Here is a 20,158-nt window from a genome sequence, read left to right as displayed (position 1 = left end):
AAATAAAATAGCTATCGTCAATGACGATAGCTATTCCCTATCACAAATTTTTATCAATTATTTTCCCTTAAATACTTTATTTTCGTCTGTATATCCTGTTTTTTGCAGATACCAGTCCGGAAAACTTGTTCCACCACTCTCTGCCCATTCACCAAATTTCAGATAAGTATCAATAATTGCCTGTGTTTCAGCCGGGTATCTGAATTCTGATGAGAAATCAAGAGCCCACGGTAAGCCTTTAGCAGTTTTATAATAAATTCCTTTAGAGGCTTGCGACTGGTCATTACCTGTACCGAATAAAGCTACATCTGCTTTACTTGTTGGCGCCATATTTGGGAGGTGAATTTCTTTACCTCTTTCATCTGACTTAAAGCTAAATGGATTGAAAGGTGCATTACCTAAAGTGCTCTTATTAACAGGACTTGTGAATACGATATTCAAGTTTAATGTATCTGTTGGAGCTACAAGTGCAGAACCTTGTGTGGTATTAACAAATCCATTATAAGGCTTCATGCGCTTAAAGGCATTATCAAAAGCAATCACTACCGCGTATTTCTGGTCAGCCTCTAATCCGTTGGCGGCTGTTTTAATTTTACCTTCTGTCAATGACGCTCCGGTTACCGATTTTACGGCCGATGGGTCAATTGGCATCTGGAAACCCCAACCACTGGCAAATGATGCTCCAATCGCTTTCACATACGCTTTCACTTTCATTTCAACCACTTGGTTTGAAGCATTCAATACTTCCTGGAACTGATAGTTTACCACAAGATCATTCAAATCATAGTCCCCTTGGAAAGGCCACAAATCTTCGTAAGCCAATGTGCTATAAGTATTTTTTGTTGGTGTATAATTATTAACTGCTCTTGTTGGGTCTCTAGGATATTCGTCGCGAGTATCACCCACACCATCAAAGTCTGAATCATAAGCAGTATCTACAACCGGAATATTATTCGTATCAAGAGCTTTAACCGGGTTGGTAGAGGCAAAGAAAATTGCATCATTAAAGTCGTTATCACAATTAATTGGTGTATTCTGACGGCTTACGTCTTCAAAAGCTAATATCATGCGGTTTGTATCAGGGTCATTTAACACAATCAGGTGACGACGAAGATTTGCTACAGTTTCAACATTCAGGGCATCCTGGCTATAGTGTGCATAGTAGCCTTTACCTACAGTATTATTGCTATAGGCATTGGCCAAAAGAACAAACCCTATAGCTGTACCGGCAGGGAATCTTCCAATTTTTACTTTATCACCAGTCACTAATCCACCACCATCATTTTTATAAGATACGTTCGGGAAAATGACATTAATTTTTGTAATATCTGTTGGCTTAGTCGGAGGAGCAGACGGGTCAAACGTATAGTAGCCAAGCGTGTTTGTCCAACCTGCACCTTCGTGTACGAATGTTACCCATACATCAGATAATTCTTTAACAGTCAGATAATTGCGGTTAGCCACGTTCAGATAGTCAGGATGGGCTGTTGGAACAGGTTGCCCCTCTGGAACACTAGAATTGATTTTTTCAAGAAAACTCCACGAAACAACATCTCTTGTAGCCTCCAGATAATTAGGAACACCTAATGAATTCCAGGTACCCATATACGAAATTGGAGGATAGTCTTGAGCTGTAGTTCTTGCTCCCGCTGAAATAGCAGGAACCTGACGCTCAACAACGTAACCCGAGGTAACTGGATTTTTACCGCCTAAAGTTAATTTCACCTGATTATTAGCAATTTTAACAATCATTTGGGCAGGCAAACCAATATAATTAGGTTTAATTGAAACTTGAGTTACATGCGTGGGTATTTTCTGACTAATGCTTAGTAAACCGGTTGATGAAGTAATTCCCTTAAATAATAATTTTTCATCCGGATAACTGTAAACGGACATTACCACTCCTTTTATTGGTTTATCTGTATTATCAAACGCTCCAATGTCAAATTTAACTTCACCACTGGTATTAAAGTTAAAATTCGCAGGGATATTCAACTTATCCATTTTGGCATTTCCGGTATTGTTGCCACCAGGTGTTGGCACTAAGTCTACGATATCCGGGGCACAGGCATTCAGTAAGAGAGCAAAAGTTACAGTTAATAATTGATAAAATCTTGTTTTCATTTTTGTATAAAAGTTATAAATATTCTGAATTAAGAGCAATTTTCGAGCCATTTTGTAGTACAAAGTTGCTTCAATCGTCGCTGAAAAACAGTAGTTTTCGATATTCAGAAGAAAAAGGGGGCTATTTGGTAGGATTTTTAGGTTAAGCCAAAAAATAAGGTATTTTCAACGATTTTTTTAAAATTATTAAGAGGTAGCATTAGAAATTTTGGCATAAAATTTATAGAAGTATAACCATATACATATAATATAGCCAAAAAGAGCCGATACTATGTTAACATCGGCTCTTTTTGGCTATAAAGTGATTAACTAAAAATTATCTATCTAGTTTACTAACAATGTCATAATCAGATAATCAATCATTCACTAAATCACTCAATTGTTATATATCAAACTTAATCCCCTGCGCCAGTGGCAAATGGGTGCTATAGTTGATTGTATTAGTCTGGCGACGCATGTAGTTTTTCCAGGCATCAGAACCGCTCTCGCGGCCACCCCCTGTTTCTTTTTCACCACCGAATGCACCGCCAATTTCTGCACCGGAAGTACCAATATTCACATTGGCAATACCACAATCAGAACCATTTGCTGATAAGAACTGCTCTGCTTCTCTGATATTAAGTGTAAAAATAGCTGATGATAAACCTTGAGGTACACCATTTTGTAAAGCAATGGCTTCCTCAAGCGTTTTATATTTGAGAAGATAGAGAATCGGGGCAAATGTTTCATGACAAACCATTGGTGTCTGATGGTTTACTTCTACAATGGTTGGTTTTACATAACAGCCTGATGCATATTCGCTACCGGTTAATACCTCATTACCAAAAAGTATATTTCCACCCTCACCTTTTACTCTTTCAATGGCTGATTGGTAACCAGCTACCGCATCTGTATCAATTAGTGGTCCAACGTGGTTGTTGGTGTCTAAAGGGTTACCTATTCGTAATTGTGAGTAAATTTTCACCAGACGATTTTTTACATCTTCGTAGATGTTTTCATGTAGTATAAGTCGGCGGGTAGTAGTACATCTTTGGCCTGCAGTACCAACGGCCCCAAAAACTACCGCAGGAATAACGATTTGCAAATCGGCGTTTTCAGTTACAATGATACCATTATTCCCTCCGAGTTCTAAAAGAATTCTTCCTAAACGACTGGCTACTGCCTGACCAACTGCTTTACCCATCCGGGTAGAACCTGTAGCAGAAACTAGAGGCACCCGAGTATCATTAGATAACCACTCTCCTACTTTTCTGTCGCCTATAATTAACCCTGAGATGCCCTCTGGTACATCATTGTTACGTAATACTTCCTGAATGATGTTCTGACAGGCAATGGCTGAAAGTGGTGTCTTTTCAGAGGGTTTCCAAACACAGACATCACCACACACCCAGGCCAACATGGAGTTCCATGACCAAACGGCTACCGGAAAATTGAAAGCAGAGATAATACCCACAATACCTAATGGATGCCATTGTTCATACATACGGTGTTGTAAGCGCTCTGAATGCATGCTTAAACCATATAACTGGCGAGATAAACCTACGGCAAAATCACAAATATCTATCATTTCCTGTACTTCTCCCCATCCCTCTTGCAGGCTCTTGCCCATCTCGTAGCTCACTAGCCTACCTAAATTATCTTTATTGCTGCGTAGCGCTTCACCCATCTGGCGAACAATTTCGCCACGCTTAGGAGCAGGTACTTCACGCCATATTTTATAAGCTTCTTCTGCTTTGTTGATTACCTTTTCGTAATCCTCCTGCGTAGCTTGATTGACTTTGCCAATAAGTTCACCATCAACAGGAGAATAAGAACTTAATAAATCTCCACCGCCAGCCCAGCTTTTTATGCCAGTGCTCACCCCGTTATTAATTGCCTGTATATGTAATGCTTCTAAAACTTCTTTCATGGATGGTTTTGTTTGTTGAATTAATAAGACAAAGATACAAAAGTGACAAGTTTAAAAGAAGAATGAGCGAAATATTATTTGGATTTTACCATACCCTAACTCTGTCTAACAGTGGGGATGGAATAAAAAACCTCTCTTCCGAGCTATAGAAAGAGAGGTTAGAGAATTAAGATCAGGTATTACCAAATAATATTTGGAAACTAGACAATTAAACCAGATTCTTATTTGATTCAGCATTGACAAGACTATGCTCACTCACCGCCTCTATTAAATCGGCTACCAGGCCTGTCCAACCACATTGGTGGGCGGCACCTAAGCCTGCGCCATTGTCGCCGTTGAAATATTCATAGAATAGGTATAAGTCTTTAAAATGAGGATCTTTATCAAACTTTTCAATGCCTGTCATTGCCGGGCGCACTTTATCTTTATTCATGACAAAGATGTTTATCAATCGTTGCGCCACTTTCATAGTAGCTTCCTTGATTGACATAATATTGCCCGAATTGGTAGGATACTCTATTTCAAAATCATCGCCATAATATTCATAAAATTTGAGCATCGCATCAAAAATTAAATAATTAATTGGAAACCAGATCGGGCCACGCCAATTGGAATTTCCTCCCATAATACTCAAATCAGATTCCGCAGGAGTATACTTTACACTCAGAATTTCCCCCTGCATATTAAATTTATAAGGGTTTTCATCATGACATTTAGATAGTGAACGTAATCCGAAGTCAGATAAAAACTCTGCTTCGTCAAACATACGTTTTACTACCATTTTCATACGATGCCCCCTCAGTAGAGAAAGCAAATGCGTTTCACCTTTACCCGGTTCATGCCAGCGAGAGATTAATGAAGCTAAATCGGGGCGGTTATTCAATACCCATTCTAATCGTCTTTTAAAATCCGGCAGTTTGGCTAAGGTTTCTTCATTTAGTACCTCTACAGCACATAAAGGAATAAGCCCCACATACGAGCGGATTTTCATGAAGATAGTCTCGCCATTCGGTGCATGCAATTTATCGTAATAGAACTGGTCGCCCTCGTCCCATAAACCTAAATCATTTCCCTTGATTGGTTTGTTAATAGCTCCTGCAATATGCAGAAAGTGCTCAAAAAACTTAGAGGCCATATCCTGATAAACAGGTTTTTCCAATGAAATCTCGCAGGCAATGCGAAGCATATTCAATGTATACATCGCCATCCATCCGGTGGCATCAGCCTGTTCGAGTTTCACACCCGGAATCTGGCTATTACGATCGAATACACCAATATTATCTAGCCCCAGGAAGCCACCACCAAAGATATTATTCCCCTCTTCATCTTTCTGATTGACCCACCAGGTAAAGTTCATCAAGAGTTTATGAAAAACTTTCTCCAGGAATAAAATGTCACCCTTACCATTATTCTTTTTGTCTATTTCATACACTTTCCAGGTTGCCCAGGCATGCACAGGTGGATTTACGTCAGAGAAATTCCATTCATAAGCAGGTAGCTGCCCGTTAGGGTGCATATAGTACTCACGAAGAATAACGGCTAATTGTCTTTTAGCAAAATCTGGGTCGATGCGTGCCAATGTGAGTGTATGAAACGCTAAGTCCCAGGCAGCAAACCACGGGTATTCCCACTTATCAGGCATGGAAAGGATATTAGCCATATAGGCATGTTTCCAGGTATGATTGCGTTGATAGGCACGACCTTTGAACTCAAATGGCATTTTAGGATCACCGTTTGTCCATTCATTCACATTATAATAGTAGAATTGCTTGTTCCACATCATACCTGCGAATGCCTGCCGTTGGATTTTTTTTAATTCTTCATCCTTAACACTTTTTTGAACTTCTGCATAGAAGTCTTCAGCATCCTGTAATCGGGCAGTAAAAACTTCATCAAAATCATCAAATGGCTTATTGTGTTTATTCTGACTGAATCTTAGGCGAACGCTAACAGAACCCCCGGCAGGCACTTTCTTTGAGAATTTAGCTGCCGCCTTTGTTCCAATCTTGTTAGGATTTACATATTTATCTTTACCTGTAATGACATAATTACTTATGCCATCTTTTACATGCATGGTACTGTTGGGTTTCCCAAAAACGCGCTCCATGTTGGTTTCATTCTCACAGAATAAGAGTTCGTCTGCGTCTTCAATATATAATTTATAGCTACCAACCAGATGATGATTCGCCACAATCTGCGAATTGGCAATTCCGGTGAGCATGGGTTTCTGCTTAAAATTCTCATACCCCCAAGACCATGTATTTCTGAACCAGATGGTAGGTAAGATAGTAAGTGGAGCCTCCTTTTTACCGCGATTATAAGCCGTCACCTTTATGAGCATATCGGTTTCATCGGCTTTGGCATACTCTATATAAATATCGAAATACTCGTTATTATCAAAAATACCTGTTTGAAGAATCTCAAATTCAGGGTCTTTGCGTGAGCGTTTTGAGTTTTCTTCGATGATTTTTTTATACGGAAATTCGTTATGAGGATATTTATACAACATTTTCATATACGAATGCGTAGGTGTACTGTCTAAATAGTAATACAACTCTTTTACATCTTCTCCATGGTTCCCTTCTGAACCCGCCATTCCGTAAAGGCGCTCTTTAACAATTTTGTCCTGATGATTCCAGAACGAGAAAGATAAACACAAAAACTGTTTGTTATCTGAAATACCACCGATACCATCTTCACCCCAACGATAAGCCCATGAACGAGACATATCGTGAGATACATAATCCCATGTACTTCCATAGACACTATAATCCTCGCGCACTGTTCCCCACTGCCTTTCAGACAGGTAAGGTCCCCATCTTTTCCAGCCTTTATTATCATTTCTTAGGTTAAGTCGTATTTTCTCCGCCAATTCTGTCATCGTAGTTTCATTTAGGTGGTCTTCGCAAAAATAGAAAAAAATGGATAGGATGAAATATTAAGCGTTTAATCAATTGTAAAAATTAAACAACTTGTTGTTATAATACAATACTTATTTAGTTGATTTATAGCCAATTAAAAAGGCAAAAATTATACCTATAAAGAAATAGCTTCTAAAAAAAAGACAGATTCAATGAAATCTGTCTTTGCGTACTTCCAAGTTTTTCATGATTTCGGCCTCCTGCTCTAAAAACTCCAACCATCGCTTTCTTACCATTTCTTTAGGCGTATATTCTTCCGCTAATTCAATAAAATTCCGATAATGTCCAGCCTCTGAAATCATGAGTTCGTGGTAAAATTTCTTAAGGCTTTCATCAGCAATATTTTCTGAGAGGAGCTTAAACCTTTCAGCACTACGTGCTTCAATCAGGGCACATAAAAGCAATTGCTCCATCAGACGGACCTTATAATCCCCGGTCTTTTGTAAACAATTCTGTAACTTTTCTACATATTCATCTTTGCGTTTATGGGTTAGTTTAATCCCCCTCTTCCGCATCTCTTTTAACACTCTCTGAAAATGCCCCCACTCTTCGGCTACTACTGGGGTTAGCGTTTCTACTAGTTTTTCTTTATCAGGGTAACGCACAATCAGGGAAATGCACGAAGAAGCTGCTTTCTGCTCACAAAAAGCATGATCAATTAAAATATCTGCCAGATTCATTTCGGCTATATTCACCCATCGTGGATCACTCGGCAACTTAAGCCCAAGAGTCGTAAGCGATTGCATCAGTTATGGCTTTCGGGTTTTTACAGTACTTAAAGATTTCTGTTTTTCTTCCAATGCAATTTTAGCATTTTCCATATCCTGCTTGTTGGCAATTTCATCCTGTAACAACTTTTCTAACTCCTGCTTATTTTCTTCTATTTTACGCAATAAAGTCTCTTTCTCTCGCTTATTTCTTTCAATATCGCGTAGAATACGCTTTCCCGTTTTCTCTACTCTTTCAAAATTTTTCTGCGATTCGTCTGCATCTCTTTCTGCCAACCGCACATCTTCATTCTGCATGGCATAGGCATAAAACTCTTTCATAAACTTTTCAACCTCATAATAATTGCTCGAACCACTGGAAACAGGAGTTCCGGCAATATCAAAGGAAGCAAACACTTTGGTTTTGGTTTTCTGGTCTGAAATGATTTTGGTCATCAGATTGACAGGCTCAGAAGTTAAATCGGGAATGCTGGCAGAAGCAATATTGTAAATGTCTCTGTTTTGTGATACACTGCCATATTTAGCCAGGAACAACGGCCAGTCTTTTTCTATAAACTTCTTTTCGGTGCTCAATGTCATGTAAAAACCATCTTTACGGTCTTTACCAAAGAGTTCAGAACCACTTAGGATGGTTTGCGCCCAAAGCGTTTGGGTGGTAAGTAAGGCTATGATCAGAATAGTGAGTTTTTTCATAAATACTATTTTTATTTTTGACTTAGAAATAGGGCTCTGGTAACTTAGTAAAGAACAAAATATTCATTAAGTATATTATACAACCGCCTTTCTGCAAATTAAAACCATTTTATGTTGATGATAGTTTTCTGTGGCAAAAAGATATACATCTCCCCCATCTTTTAAACCCAATTTCTTTTTGATTTCATCCGGTTTCATCGGGAAATTACGTGTTGATATGTTTGCCTGATTGCCATCGAGATTTGATAAAATTTCTTTCTTATCAAATTTACATACGGCTTCGCAAATAAAACTCCGTCCAGGGAAATTCGTTGATAATGTATCAGATGTATATAAATGGCTGCTAGGTGCAAGCTTTTCTAAACTATTTGCTTGCGCTACGCTTTTAAAAGCCCCCGCTTTCAGAATGGCAGCATTGGGCTCATAGATGTATTTTTTAGGTAAAGCATAATGCACTGATAGAGCTTGTTCCTGCTGATAATTAAACGCAAAAGTTTGTTGAGATTCATCTGGCAAGAAATTTACACAAACGATTTTAGGCTCATAACTTGTACCTTGTTTAAGAAAAAGCAACTCTTTTACCTCATTTTCAACCGCTACTACATGTACTTCTGTAATAGATTGTAATTGTTCCAGAGCTAATTTTATATCTAGTATAGGTGAATATTTTATTAAAAAATCACCCATTAAATGTTTAATATTCAAAATATCCGGCTCACAATCTTCTATTCTGAAGACCTTATTTTTAGCTGAGTCCCGTCGAGCGGGGTCCACATAGCAATGAATATCAGAACCGATAGGGTTGTTCCGTAAAAAACTAATGGCATCTTCGTTTTTTACTTCAATAGAATGGTAGCCTAATACCTTTAAATTATATTCAGTAACAGGTGTTAAAGTTTCGTTTCTTTCTATATAAATGACTTGTTTATGAGATTCTGCAAAGGCACTTGTATCAACTCCCATTCCTCCTGTCAGGTCGATCAACTTATTATGAATTGAATCAGAAAAAAGTCTTGCCTTATACCGAGAAGTTATTTCTGATGATGATTGTTCTACGGATAATGGGGCAGGATAAATAATGTCGGGATTGGCGTACCAACTTGGCAACTTATATCTGGCTTTTTGTCGGGCTATCCACTGATCGGCTATTAATCGCAGGAATTGAGCATCCATCTTTTTCTGATTTTTCAGAATATATGTCTGAATATCAGATTCTTGAATCTGATGTGCCGTATCTCTGGCTTTTTTTAGTATTTCTAAATCCATAAATCCCGGTATTATAGTCAATCGTCTCAAACCCGGGCAAAAATACGAGAATTAAACCTTTACACAAATTCACCCTATATTTCAATTATACTTTTAAACAGCGAATATATAATGCTCGTTTTCCACCGAAGAATCAAAATAAAAAATTAAATTGCTACATTGAACTTCACTACCTGTCATCTAACCAAAATTATGACTAAACAGTTAGCTTTTATTGTCTTTTTATTTATATACCAACTTAAAGCACAAGAATCGCAAAAGCCTGTAAATTCTAATCAGGAAAATTATGAGGCAGAATTAAAGGCTTTGGGCAAGAAATTCTCTGACAGTTTTTATCCTAACTATAGTCGCATCTATGCTTTGCCAGAAAGAGCTTTTATCTCCAAAATTGATTCAGCCAGAACAGATTTTGATGCTACACTTCTCAAATATCAAAGCACCCTTGACCCCACTTATGTTGATGGCCAAAAGTTAGAAATTAAGTACTACTTCGATAAACTATTGATTGATTATCCATTGACTAATGAGATTTATGGAGGTAAATCAATGGCGATAGCTTCAAAAATCCCTGAAAGACTGAAAGGGAATCTGAAAGATTTTAATAGGCCTGAGTTATTAAGTAATTCTGATTTTGTTAACTATGTCAAAGCTTTTTTGTCTTTACAAACTTATCTCGAGCTCAAAAAAGGAACTTATAAAAATCAGGATAATCAACATCTTCAGGCTCAATGGAAGCTGATTCCTAAATATGTCTTTAATCCCAAATGCCGACAATATTGGCAATATGAGTATCTATTTAATCATATTGATAACAACGGCATAAAGTATATTGATAATATCTATAAAAATTTTACCACCACTTGCAAAGACACTGCTTTCTTGAATAAAGTAAATAAAATTTATTCAGAAGACGTAGCTGGTAAGCAAGGACATCTTATTAAGACTTACAAAACTGTTGGTGCTTTTCAATTAGACATGCACTTGTTTGTACCTAAAATCAAAACAAATAAAAGACCAGCCATTGTATTTTTTCATGGCGGAAGTTGGTCAGAGGGAAAACCTGATTGGTTTTTCTCTACCTGTCGGGACTATGCTCAAAAGGGTTGGGTTGCTTGTGCAGTTGAGTACAGGACTTTTGGCAGGCATGGCACATTACCTTTCGAAGCGGTAATGGATGCTAAATCGGCCATACGATGGTTGAGACAAAATGCTGATGCTTATGGCATAGATACTATCAAAATTGTGGCAACAGGTAATTCTGCCGGGGGACATCTGGCTCTAACAACTGCCTTGGTAGATAACTGGAATGAAAAGTCAGATAATTTAAAATTCAATGCAAAACCCAATGCTTTAATAATTAATGCAGGTGTTTATGATTTGACTGACGACATTACCGCCTGGATACGAAAAGATTTAAAAGATAAAAATCTGGCAAAAGAAATTTCGCCCAATTACCTCATCAGAAAAGATTTTCCTCCTGCGCTTATTTTCCATGGTAATCTGGATAAAAATGTTCCTTACCTGACTGCCCGAAAATTTGGGGAAGATATGGTAACTATCGGTAATACAAATCTTACCTTTTTACCTCTATCGGGTGCCGGGCATTTTATCTGGTTTGACGAAAGACAAGCTGATAAGATGGCAAAGGCCAGAATAAAGTTTTTGGAGAGGTTGGGGTATTAATCATATAATAGAGTTAAAAATGAGATATTTAGGTCGAATTGAAGAAATAATAGAGAAGCAAGACCCCACTATTGACGAATTGGTAGTTTGTTTTAATTAGGTCAAAGAAAATGGGGATGTTGGAATCATAAAATTTGATGGTCCGAGAAATGAAAATCGTTTAACTATCTTTATTACTATTAGTGAATCTTATAAAATGTTTAGATTTGATGGAGACAATTTAAAGACAGGGTTAATAAAAGTATTGAGACAATATGTAGATTCGTTTTGATTTTAATTCTTTTTACAATTACTGGGTATTCAATCAGCATGTATTTTAATTCTAGTATTAAACCCCTCCTCAAAATTAAATTCTAATAAATTCTACACTTGTATCATTTTTTAAAAGTATTCCTTTGTATCTTTGAACAAAAGTTTGGGATTTTGCGTTACGCACCTAAATGAGAAGTCTCGTATTGCTATTATATGATTAAAAGAATCGCAGTCTTATTTCTGTTTCTGATTATCGAATGTTCGACTTTCAGCGAATACGTCAAAGATTTTTTTGGCGAGGTAGTCTCATGCAGTTTAGATGCCTGCGGAACTGATGAAAGCGAGTGCGAAAACGAAAATCAGGATAAAAAAAGCGAACCGAATAAGTACTTAATGTCTTTTCTGGGGCTTAATTTTTCATTTAACTACTTCTCTCCTAAGAAAAGTATTTACTTCTTTACACAATCTTCAGCGCGATTTCCGATACGCTTGATACAATCGCCCCCTCCCAAGGCATAATTATTGCCTGCTATTGGCGTACCCAATAGAATTATCATCTTAATAAAACACTTGTTTCGAGAATAGTCTTTGCTATTCTTCATGTACTTATCGGCAGTTCTGTATGCTATTGTAACTTGTATTTTAAGGCTTTAAAATACCAAGCTAAATAAATTGTGGAATTTCTGACCTATTTATCATATATATCAATGAAATCATCATTAAATTTTTCAAATCTGAAACATGATTTTCCCGCTGGAGTTGTAGTCTTTCTGGTTGCATTACCTCTTTGCTTAGGTATCGCTTTAGCTTCAGGAGCACCGCTTCTGTCAGGCGTTATTGCCGGCATTATAGGAGGTATTGTAGTTGGGGCAATTAGTGGATCACAAGTAGGTGTTGCCGGGCCGGCAGCTGGTCTTACCGTTATTGTTCTTAATTCCATTACAGAATTAGGGGCTTTTGAGTCTTTCACTCTGGCTGTTGTTTTAGCCGGATTTATTCAAATTATTTTAGGCGCCGTTAAGGCAGGGGTGATTGGCTATTACTTTCCCTCTTCTGTCATTAAGGGAATGCTGACAGCCATTGGTATAATCATTATTCTGAAACAAATACCTCATGTATTTGGCATTGACCAGGATTATGAAGGAGATGAAAACTTTGTTCAGAAAGATGGAGAGAACACCTTTTCAGAGTTATTAAATATTACTCATCTTTTTAATGAAGGTGCATTAATTATTGGTGTAGTCTCTTTACTTGTATTGATAATCTGGGATATGGACTTTATAAAAAGAAATAAAGTTCTTAGCATTATTCCTGGCCCTTTACTTGCCGTATTCGTAGGAGTATTTTTAAATAGTGGTTTAAGCGTTTTGCCCTCTAATTTTCATTTAGAAAACAATCATCTGGTAAACTTACCGATTGCCAAGTCATTCTCAGAGTTTACGAGTTTCTTAGCCTTTCCCAATTTCTCAGCTATTACAAATCCGCTCATATGGAAAACTGCTTTTGTAATTGCTGTTGTTGCCAGCCTTGAGACCCTTCTTTCGGTTGAGGCTACTGACAAATTAGACCCACAGAGTAGAATCACACCAACCAATCGTGAATTAATTGCTCAAGGTTCAGGTAATATTGTTTCCGGCTTAGTTGGAGGTCTGCCAATTACTCAGGTAATTGTACGTAGCTCGGCCAATATTCAGTCGGGTAGTAAATCAAAATTATCCGCTATCATTCATGGTATTATTTTAATGGTTTGTACGTTAAGCATCCCTTCTTTGCTTAACCTTATCCCATTGGCGTCGTTGGCGGCGGTTCTGATTATGGTAGGTTATAAGCTGGCAAAGCCAAGTATGTTCAAATCCATGTTTAAAGAGGGTCCAGATCAGTTTGTGCCTTTTATTATAACTGTACTGGCGGTGGTATTTACCGATTTACTTACGGGTATAGGTATTGGTGTAGGTGTAGCTATGGTATATATTCTTTATACCAACTACAAAGGCTCAATGTCGGTAATAAGAGAAGATAAAAACGTATTGATTCAGTTTAACAAGGATATTTTTTACTTTAATAAATCTGAATTGATGCAGAATCTGGCCTCTTTGAGATCGGGTGATCAGGTAGTAATAGATGGTTCTAAAACAACTTTTATCGACCATGACATATTCCTGACTTTAGAAGAGTTTCAGGCAGAGGCTAAAGCCCGACATATCAATATTGAATTCAAAAATATCAAAAGAAGAAAATTAAACTACAGAAAAAGCGATGGAATCGTATCAAAAACTCTTATTAGCGAATAAAGCATGGGCTGCAGATAAACTTCAGCTCGACCCTTCATATTTCACTAACCTGGCGGCAGATCAGAAGCCAGAATTTCTCTGGATTGGCTGCTCTGATAGTCGCGTACCATCAGACCAGGTAACTGGTACTCAACCGGGTGAAATCTTTGTGCACCGCAACGTTGCCAATCTGGTCATTCATACTGATATGAGCATGTTGAGCGTATTGCAATATGCAGTTGAGGTACTAAAAGTGAAACATATTCTGGTTGTAGGGCATTATCAGTGCGGTGGTGTAAAAGCCTCAATGACTAATAATGACTACGGCCTGATTAATAACTGGTTGCGAAATATCAAAGATGTATATGCTAAGTATCAGGACGAACTCCAAGGTATAGAAGATGATAAAGATCGTTTTGACCGATTAGTAGAGGTAAACGTGATAGAGCAGGTTAAAAACTTAGCCAAAACTACAATTGTACAAAGTGCCTGGGCCAGTGGAGAATATCCTATGCTCCATGGATGGGTATTGGATTTACATACAGGCCATATCAAGCCAATCATCGAGATTGAGTCAAAAGATAATGATGCCTTAGAAGACGTTTATAACTTCAATTTCAATAAGAAAAAAGCAAAGAAATTAGAAGAAACCGAGCATTAACATAAGAGCATGTTTAGATATAATATTTGACCTGATAACTTTTTTGAAGTCAGACAAATACTTCTTAAACAAGCTCTTACAGTTTGCGTTTGTTAGAATAGGGCGCTTATCGATAGGTTCTCATACGCTTGTCGAATAGGCGTCTTTATTTTTGCTTTTGGCCTATTTATGAATCTCACAAAATATACTTTTATGAAAATATGTAAAATGGCTTTGTCAGGGTTATTTATATGTATAATATCCTTTATGGCAAAGGCACAAGTCTTAAAAGACGGAAAACTTACATTGAATGAAGACGGGTCGCATTACGTAAAGTTTACAATGGTAAATCAGGTATGGTTACGAAATACAACTTTGAATGAGGGTTCCACCATTTTTGGCTATGCTAAGAAAAACACTTGGGATATAGGTATACGACGTTTCAGAATACAGTTTTATGGACAGTTGACGGACAGAGTATTTATTTATACCCAGATTGGTGCTAATAATTTCAATGGTATTTCAGACCGTAAACTGGGATTCTTTATCCATGATGCTTTAGGAGAATATGCCGTTGTGAAAAATAAGCTATCACTTGGTGGAGGGTTGGCAGCTTGGAGTGGGCTGGCTCGCTTTGCTTCTCCATCAGTAGGAAGTATTATGGGAGTTGATGCACCATTGTATCAGCAATCTACCAATGATGTGACCGACCAGTTTTTAAGAAAACTATCAGTTTATGCCAAAGGTAAATTAGGCAAGTTTGATTACCGTCTTGTACTTTCAGACCCTATGGCATTTCAAAAGGCTGCATCTTATAATAGCGTTTTGAATGCCGATTTTGCCAATTTTTCTTCAAAGCCACCTAAATTCCAATGGAATGGTTATTTTCAATGGCAATTTCTTGACCAAGAAAGCAATCTGACTCCGTATATGACAGGTACTTATTTAGGCAAGAAAAAAGTTTTTAATATAGGAGCCGGATTTGTTTACCAACCAAAAGCTATGTGGAATCTGGCTGCCAATAAGGTTGATACAGTTGAAACCAATATGGTGCAGTTAGCATTAGATACTTATTATGATGCACCAGTAGGTAATGATGGACAAGCGATTAGTGCCTATGCATCAGTAGGATATTTCAATTTTGGTAAAAATTACCTTCGCAATCTGGCTGTAATGAATCCTGCTAATGGAAGCACCAGAAGTAATATACTCAATGGTTCTGGCAACGGCTTTCCGGCTTTTGGAACGGGCAATGTGGTATATACACAGGTTGGCTACAAATTCAAGGATAATCTGATTGGAAAAACTACATTGATGCCTTATGTATCCTTACAACACGCCGATTATGACCGATTGAATCAGGGAATGAATTTCTGGGATTTAGGTTTAGTCTGGCTATTAAACGGACATAATTCAAAGCTCACACTCGCTTATCAGGATAGACCGATCTTTTTAACTGATGCCAATAGTAAAGGAGAGTTTAGCAACAGAAAAGGTTCAGCCATTATTCAATATCAGGTGTTTTTTAATTAACCATTCACTAATTCGCCATTAAAAGAAACAAGCCCCGAGAAAAACTCTACGGGGCTTTTTTTACTTTGCGGATTACGTAAGTGGTATACTGCACTTTGAAAGTATTTATTTTATCTCATCAATCATAACAGGTTAATACTTCGGCAGCTTTGGGATAACTAGCAAAAGTTGTTACTCACTTCTTTTGCTCAGTCACTTCCGATTATGCTACTTTAATCTTACAAACTATTTCGTACCATTCGAAAAGTGAACAAGAGCTTGTATCATAGCAAATTGATTATAATGGCGTTATGCTCAAATTGTCTTCAATAGTAAGTATTTACTATTGAAGACTTAATCTGGGCGTTAGTTTTAATGGCTATTGAGTTTCTATCTATAAAGTTGATTACCTAATCAAGCATACATACGGAGCTTTTAAAAGTTTGGATTGAAAGATTTTAAAAAAATATCTTTTTTTTTCTAAAAAATCTCAAAATATTTCACAACTACTTAATTATCAATTTATTAACCCATACACCCTACTTGAATAATTTTTATATCAAAAACTTCCTTCTAATGCTGAATATAAAAATTGGTCTTTATAAAATTCAGTACTTTCTATATTTTAGCAATAGGAAACCTATCCTGGTTTGCAGTCCATCTTATATTGTCAGTAATTTATACGGGATACTCTTTAATCTTTAAAATAATCTACGGCATTAGCAATTTCAATAAAATATAATCTTAGTTTGAAATTGTTGTATCCTGCCAAAAAAATCTATATTTGCTAAAAAACCATAGAACACAATGGAACTCCCTCACTGCCCTCAATGTGATTCTGGTAATATTTCCCGGAACGGGATAGTCAAGGAAAAACAGCGTTATAAATGCAAAGATTGTGGGTATAATTTTACCGTTGATAAACTGGGTAAGAGTATCGAAAGCTTCTTTGTAACGAAAGCACTACAGTTATATCTGGAGGGGCTTAGTTTTAGAGAAATTGAGCGTCTTTTGGGTATCAGCCATGTTTCAGTAATGAATTGGGTAAAAAAGTATCATATTATTATACCAGGCCGAAAAAATAATTATAGGCCCACCACTTTGATTCTGACCTATGCTGAACTAATTGAGTTTTATGCCAACAGAGAAAATCTCCGTGGTATAGGCGTAACGGTTACCGAAGTAGATGATAAGTTTATGCTCATCAAATGGGAACGCAACAAGAAATGAAAAGTAATTAACCAACCATTAAAAATATCTATCTATTCCCTAAAAACTATTAGTAAATGTCTGAAAAAAAACAAAGTTTAGGCTACATCATTGGCGCTTCGTCGGTGGGTACGCTTATTGAGTGGTACGATTTTTATATCTTCGGCAGTCTCGCCACCGTTTTAGCTTCTAAATTTTTCCCGACCGATAATCCTACTGCAGGCTTTTTAAATACCCTCGCCACATTTGCCGCAGGTTTTGTAGTCAGGCCATTCGGTGCATTAGTTTTTGGCCGTTTAGGAGATTTAATCGGGCGGAAATATACTTTCATGGTGACGCTCATGTTAATGGGCGGCGCTACATTTGCTATAGGCCTGGTACCAAGTTATCAAACGATAGGTGCCTTCGCTCCTATTCTGGTGCTTATATTGAGATTATTACAAGGCTTGGCCTTAGGAGGCGAATATGGCGGTGCAGCCACTTATGTAGCTGAACACTCTCCAGTACATAAAAGAGGCTATTGGACATCGTGGATACAAACTACTGCCACTGTGGGGTTATTTGTTTCATTAGGGGTAATTATGATTACCCGTACATCAATGTCGAAAGAATCATTTGATGACTGGGGTTGGCGCTTACCGTTTCTGGTTTCTATTATAATGGTCTTTGTTTCGTTTCTGATCAGAAGAAACATGTCGGAGTCTCCCCTATTCGAAAAAGCAAAAAAAGAAGGGAAAATTTCGACTAATCCTTTGAAAGAATCTTTTGGTAATCGTCTTAACTTCAAATTTGTATTACTGGCGCTCTTTGGTGCTACAATGGGGCAAGGGGTTGTATGGTACACAGGTCAGTTTTATGCCCAGAGTTTCTTGTTAAAAACCTGTAATATTGACGATGTACAAGCCAATAGCATCATGATGTGGGCATTAATAATGGGTACACCATTCTTTATTGTTTTTGGGGCATTATCTGATAAAATAGGCCGGAAAGGAATTATGTTGGCAGGGATGTTACTGGCGGTATTACTTTATAGACCAATCTTCGATAAAATTTATCAAACCGTAAATCTTGCTAATAAGATAGAAATTAATACTACAGATAAAACCATCGTACAGGTAGAATTAATTGCAAAAACCATTGCTGACTCAGTGGTTACTACCACTACTATGCACGATTATGAAGATGGCACAATTATGAAAGAGGTAGTAAAAACGACCAATCTGGCAGATAAATCGCTAACTGTCCCTAAACCGGAGGTAAAAAAGACTATTACAATTAATACTACAGATAAATGGACTTTGGTATGGTTGGTTTTCTGTCTGATCATATTCGTAACAATGGCCTATGGCCCAATTGCCGCATTCTTGGTTGAAATGTTTCCGACTAAAATCAGGTATTCTTCCATGTCTTTGCCTTACCATATTGGAAACGGCGTTTTTGGAGGTTTAATGCCTGCCATTGCTACTTTTTTGGCTACGCAGGCAAATGATATAAATACAAAGGCTAAAGTTGCCGGACAGGCCGTTGTTTTCGATAAACCTTATTTACAAGGTTTGTATTATCCAATTATTATAGCAAGTATCTGCTTTGTAATCGGGCTGATTTATATTAATGGCAAAGACAGAAATATTCACGACTAATCCTTTAACCTTACAACTATGAACGCAATCAGAAAAGCATTAGGTGTTTTGTGGATACTGATCGGTGTGAGTGCCGGAATATATCTTATTTACTTCCAGGCACTACCACTTTGGAAAAGCGGCGGCAATGACCTTGTACCTGCTATTATTTATACATTCATATTAGCGCCAATTATTTCTTTAGGTATGTCGATATTTGGCTATTATGCCATGCAGGGTGAATACAGCACCAGGAATGGTGAAAAACTATGAAAAAATACTGGGTAACTAACCTGCGGGTATTTGCAACGCTTACAGTTATTTTGCTGCATGCAGCGGGCTTTGGCTCATTGCACGTCAAGAAAATAGCGTATTCAGATTGGTGGATTTGCCATATAATTAATGTATTTGGCCGATTTGCCGTTCCGGTATTTGTGATGCTTTCAGGTTATTTACTCATTGGAAAGTATGAAGAATTAAGTAGTTTTCTAAAAAAACGTTTCAGTCGCATTTTTGTTCCGTTTCTCATCTGGAGCTTAATCTATATCATATGGTCTAATTTTAAAGGATTTGCTAATGAACGAACTCCCTGGACGATTGGTGATTTTATCAGGAAAATATTAACAGGGGGTGGAGGTGGCGCCGGACATTTATGGTTTGTGTATATGCTTCTGGGTATTTATGCCTTTACACCTGTTATCAGCCGATGGATTAAAGGAACAGAGAACAGTTCTCTCCCTGATGCCAAGCGCAACGAAATTATCTATTTCATATCTCTATGGGTTGTTGGTAATGTAGTTTATACTTTAGTAAACAAGTGGTTTGGTTTTGAGATTAAGTTTGATATCCGATATTTTACGGGTTTTGCGGGTTATTTTGTGCTGGGTTATTGGCTTGGCAACATAGGTACAAGACTCTCAAAAAGCATACTTATTCTTTTATTCCTGACCTCATTGGCTTTGACAGCCTATATTTGTTATGTTGTTTCGTGGCAGGCAGGTAAGTATGTATATGATTATACTGATTATCTGAGTTTACCTGTAATGGCTATGTCAATAACCATATTTCTATTATTTCAGAAAGCTTGTAATATAGAATTTATACCTAAACTCATGAATGAGTTGGATATTACCAGCTATGGCATTTATCTGGTACATGCTTTGATTTTACGAATATTATCCAGAGAATACCAGATTAATTTTACCTGGATTCATCCATTAATAGGAATTACCGTTCATTTTTTAATAACATTGGCTATCAGCTATCTGATTGTAAAAATTATCAGCAAAATTCCTAAAGTTGGTAGTTGGATTGTAGGATAATTATCTGCGA

At 37.3% G+C, this 20,158-nt stretch carries 15 protein-coding genes; 9 read left to right on the top strand and 6 right to left on the bottom strand.

Annotated features, from left to right (window positions below; translation table 11 throughout):
- Positions 1-57 precede the first annotated feature (57 nt).
- From D0T08_RS21795 to D0T08_RS21770, 6 genes are all read right to left on the bottom strand, one after another.
- Positions 58-2,124: an LruC domain-containing protein gene (locus D0T08_RS21795; RefSeq protein ID WP_158561328.1), complete on the bottom strand. Its 2,067-nt coding sequence runs from the start codon at positions 2,122-2,124 to the stop codon at positions 58-60.
- Between the two features lie 382 nt (positions 2,125-2,506).
- Positions 2,507-4,033 carry an aldehyde dehydrogenase family protein gene (locus D0T08_RS21790; RefSeq protein WP_116984824.1) on the bottom strand — a complete coding sequence of 509 codons (1,527 nt, stop codon included), beginning with the start codon at positions 4,031-4,033 and terminating at the stop codon, positions 2,507-2,509.
- Between the two features lie 208 nt (positions 4,034-4,241).
- Positions 4,242-6,914: an MGH1-like glycoside hydrolase domain-containing protein gene (locus tag D0T08_RS21785; RefSeq protein ID WP_116984823.1), complete on the bottom strand. Its 2,673-nt coding sequence runs from the start codon at positions 6,912-6,914 to the stop codon at positions 4,242-4,244.
- 189 nt (positions 6,915-7,103) lie between these two features.
- Positions 7,104-7,700, bottom strand: a complete 597-nt coding sequence (locus D0T08_RS21780; RefSeq protein WP_116984821.1) for a tRNA-(ms[2]io[6]A)-hydroxylase — start codon at positions 7,698-7,700, stop codon at positions 7,104-7,106.
- A 3-nt stretch (positions 7,701-7,703) separates the two neighbouring features.
- Complete coding sequence (locus D0T08_RS21775) at positions 7,704-8,375, bottom strand: hypothetical protein (protein ID WP_116984819.1); 672 nt, start codon at positions 8,373-8,375, stop codon at positions 7,704-7,706.
- Between the two features lie 75 nt (positions 8,376-8,450).
- Positions 8,451-9,641, bottom strand: coding sequence for a THUMP-like domain-containing protein (locus tag D0T08_RS21770; protein WP_116984818.1), 1,191 nt, complete (start codon positions 9,639-9,641; stop codon positions 8,451-8,453).
- Between the two features lie 192 nt (positions 9,642-9,833).
- On the opposite strand from D0T08_RS21770, the gene D0T08_RS21765 reads away from it, so the two are divergent.
- The 9 genes from D0T08_RS21765 to D0T08_RS21725 all read left to right on the top strand — a co-directional run bounded on the left by D0T08_RS21765 (position 9,834) and on the right by D0T08_RS21725 (position 20,148).
- Positions 9,834-11,324, top strand: coding sequence for an alpha/beta hydrolase (locus D0T08_RS21765; protein WP_116984816.1), 1,491 nt, complete (start codon positions 9,834-9,836; stop codon positions 11,322-11,324).
- A 465-nt stretch (positions 11,325-11,789) separates the two neighbouring features.
- Complete coding sequence (locus tag D0T08_RS21760; RefSeq protein WP_116984815.1) at positions 11,790-12,095, top strand: hypothetical protein; 306 nt, start codon at positions 11,790-11,792, stop codon at positions 12,093-12,095.
- Between the two features lie 188 nt (positions 12,096-12,283).
- Positions 12,284-13,867, top strand: a complete 1,584-nt coding sequence (locus tag D0T08_RS21755; RefSeq protein ID WP_116984813.1) for a SulP family inorganic anion transporter — start codon at positions 12,284-12,286, stop codon at positions 13,865-13,867.
- Entirely contained in the window at positions 13,833-14,507 is a 675-nt protein-coding gene (locus D0T08_RS21750; RefSeq protein WP_116984812.1) for a carbonic anhydrase, read from the top strand. The genes D0T08_RS21755 and D0T08_RS21750 overlap by 35 nt, the downstream gene beginning before the upstream one ends.
- 246 nt (positions 14,508-14,753) lie before the next feature.
- On the top strand, positions 14,754-16,019 hold the full coding sequence (locus D0T08_RS21745; protein ID WP_229239021.1) for a hypothetical protein: 1,266 nt from the start codon (positions 14,754-14,756) through the stop codon (positions 16,017-16,019).
- A gap of 786 nt (positions 16,020-16,805) precedes the next feature.
- On the top strand, positions 16,806-17,228 hold the full coding sequence (locus tag D0T08_RS21740) for a terminase gpP N-terminus-related DNA-binding protein (protein WP_116984810.1): 423 nt from the start codon (positions 16,806-16,808) through the stop codon (positions 17,226-17,228).
- Positions 17,229-17,284: 56 nt separating this feature from the next.
- Positions 17,285-18,847, top strand: coding sequence for an MFS transporter (locus tag D0T08_RS21735; RefSeq protein ID WP_116984809.1), 1,563 nt, complete (start codon positions 17,285-17,287; stop codon positions 18,845-18,847).
- Between the two features lie 18 nt (positions 18,848-18,865).
- On the top strand, positions 18,866-19,099 hold the full coding sequence (locus D0T08_RS21730) for a DUF6814 family protein (protein WP_116984807.1): 234 nt from the start codon (positions 18,866-18,868) through the stop codon (positions 19,097-19,099).
- Complete coding sequence (locus D0T08_RS21725) at positions 19,096-20,148, top strand: acyltransferase (RefSeq protein ID WP_116984806.1); 1,053 nt, start codon at positions 19,096-19,098, stop codon at positions 20,146-20,148. Before D0T08_RS21730 ends, D0T08_RS21725 begins: the two co-directional genes overlap by 4 nt.
- Positions 20,149-20,158 lie beyond the last annotated feature (10 nt).

Source organism: Emticicia sp. C21, from assembly GCF_003418935.1.
In the GTDB taxonomy this organism is placed as follows: Bacteria; Bacteroidota; Bacteroidia; order Cytophagales; family Spirosomataceae; genus Emticicia.
The sequence above is the reverse complement of the archived record's forward strand: the minus strand, read 5'-3'. Positions and strand labels throughout refer to the sequence as shown.

Coding starts and splice junctions, on each gene's coding strand:
- D0T08_RS21725 (WP_116984806.1), top strand. CDS start 19,096: ATGAAAAAATACTGGGTAACTAACCTGCGGGTATTTGCAACGCTTACA.
- D0T08_RS21750 (WP_116984812.1), top strand. CDS start 13,833: ATGGAATCGTATCAAAAACTCTTATTAGCGAATAAAGCATGGGCTGCA.
- D0T08_RS21760 (WP_116984815.1), top strand. CDS start 11,790: ATGATTAAAAGAATCGCAGTCTTATTTCTGTTTCTGATTATCGAATGT.
- D0T08_RS21730 (WP_116984807.1), top strand. CDS start 18,866: ATGAACGCAATCAGAAAAGCATTAGGTGTTTTGTGGATACTGATCGGT.
- D0T08_RS21785 (WP_116984823.1), bottom strand. CDS start 6,914: ATGACAGAATTGGCGGAGAAAATACGACTTAACCTAAGAAATGATAAT.
- D0T08_RS21735 (WP_116984809.1), top strand. CDS start 17,285: ATGTCTGAAAAAAAACAAAGTTTAGGCTACATCATTGGCGCTTCGTCG.
- D0T08_RS21795 (WP_158561328.1), bottom strand. CDS start 2,124: ATGAAAACAAGATTTTATCAATTATTAACTGTAACTTTTGCTCTCTTA.
- D0T08_RS21755 (WP_116984813.1), top strand. CDS start 12,284: ATGAAATCATCATTAAATTTTTCAAATCTGAAACATGATTTTCCCGCT.
- D0T08_RS21790 (WP_116984824.1), bottom strand. CDS start 4,033: ATGAAAGAAGTTTTAGAAGCATTACATATACAGGCAATTAATAACGGG.
- D0T08_RS21765 (WP_116984816.1), top strand. CDS start 9,834: ATGACTAAACAGTTAGCTTTTATTGTCTTTTTATTTATATACCAACTT.
- D0T08_RS21745 (WP_229239021.1), top strand. CDS start 14,754: ATGGCAAAGGCACAAGTCTTAAAAGACGGAAAACTTACATTGAATGAA.
- D0T08_RS21775 (WP_116984819.1), bottom strand. CDS start 8,375: ATGAAAAAACTCACTATTCTGATCATAGCCTTACTTACCACCCAAACG.
- D0T08_RS21780 (WP_116984821.1), bottom strand. CDS start 7,700: ATGCAATCGCTTACGACTCTTGGGCTTAAGTTGCCGAGTGATCCACGA.
- D0T08_RS21740 (WP_116984810.1), top strand. CDS start 16,806: ATGGAACTCCCTCACTGCCCTCAATGTGATTCTGGTAATATTTCCCGG.
- D0T08_RS21770 (WP_116984818.1), bottom strand. CDS start 9,641: ATGGATTTAGAAATACTAAAAAAAGCCAGAGATACGGCACATCAGATT.